The 1,069-nt window shown below is 44.4% G+C and carries 1 protein-coding gene; it reads left to right on the top strand.

The window, feature by feature from the left end; all coding sequences use genetic code 11:
* The first annotated feature begins 227 nt into the window (after positions 1-227).
* Positions 228-985 (top strand): IS5 family transposase gene (locus tag D1646_RS22365; protein WP_160638522.1). Its coding sequence is split into 2 segments (ribosomal slippage): positions 228-546 and positions 546-985, totalling 759 coding nucleotides; the frame shifts between segments, so codons are not numbered across the junction.
* Positions 986-1,069: the final 84 nt, after the last annotated feature.

The raw sequence follows: 1,069 nt of genomic DNA, 5'->3' as shown, positions 1-1,069 counted from the left end.
TGGGATACGACTCTCGCCCTTTTTCTTCCATGTATCCTATCTTACCACCGTTTTATCCGCTTGTGAATACAGCTTCTAAATAATGACGCTTTAGAAAGCCATAGTTCATCTTTTTCAAACGCATCCAAACTGTGTTCGGTACATCCTCTAAACTTATCTTCTCTTGACAAAGGGAAACAGAAAACTAGGTAGTGTTCACATAAGTGGGATTGTGATATAATCAAAGAATGGAAATAAAGAAAGAGCAATACGAGCAAATCAAAGAGTGCTTTCCCAAACAGCGGAAACCAGCCAGAATCAGCAACCTGGACGTATTGAATGCAGTGCTATACGTAGTGGAAAATGGGTGCAAATGGAGGAGCTTGCCCAAAGAATACGGAGATTGGCATGTGATCTATGTTCGGATAAACCGCTGGGCGAAAAAAGGCGTTTTGGAACGAGTATTTCTGCGGTTGCAGCAACTGGGAATCATTCAAATCCAAGTAAATGTGATAAGTTTGGATTCCACCTGCATAAAGGTTCATCCGGATGGAATGGGCGCTTTGAAAAAAACGGGACGCAATCCATCGGAAGAACACGGGGTGGATGGAACACCAAACTTCATATGGTCGCCGCATCTGATCGGGATGGGGTAATCTTTTCGTTGTCTGCGGGAAACTGTGGCGACGGTCCAGAAGGTCGTGCTCTTTTGCGGCAGCTCGGTCCAACAAACCATCCGGTTTATCTTCTGATGGACCGGGCCTATGAAGGGGATGAAACCAGGGCTCTGGCCGTGAAACTTGGCTACACACCTGTTGTTCCGCCCAAAAGCAATCGCAAAGATCCTTGGGACTACGATAAGGAATTGTACAAACAGCGTAATCAGGTTGAGAGACTTTTTCGCCGCATCAAGCGTTTTCGCCGTATTTTTACCCGCTATGACAAGCTTGATGTTATCTTTTTGACTTTTGTCTATTTTGCACTTATTGTTGATGCCCTTATGTGAACACTACCTAATAACATAATAGGCTGTCAACCTTACACAAAGCACCGCTTCCAACAAAATCGGAGCGGTGTTTTTGTATGTGTT

This window comes from Pseudoflavonifractor sp. 60 (assembly GCF_009911645.1).
Lineage (GTDB): Bacteria > Bacillota > Clostridia > Oscillospirales > Oscillospiraceae > Lawsonibacter.
The sequence above is the reverse complement of the archived record's forward strand: the minus strand, read 5'-3'. Positions and strand labels throughout refer to the sequence as shown.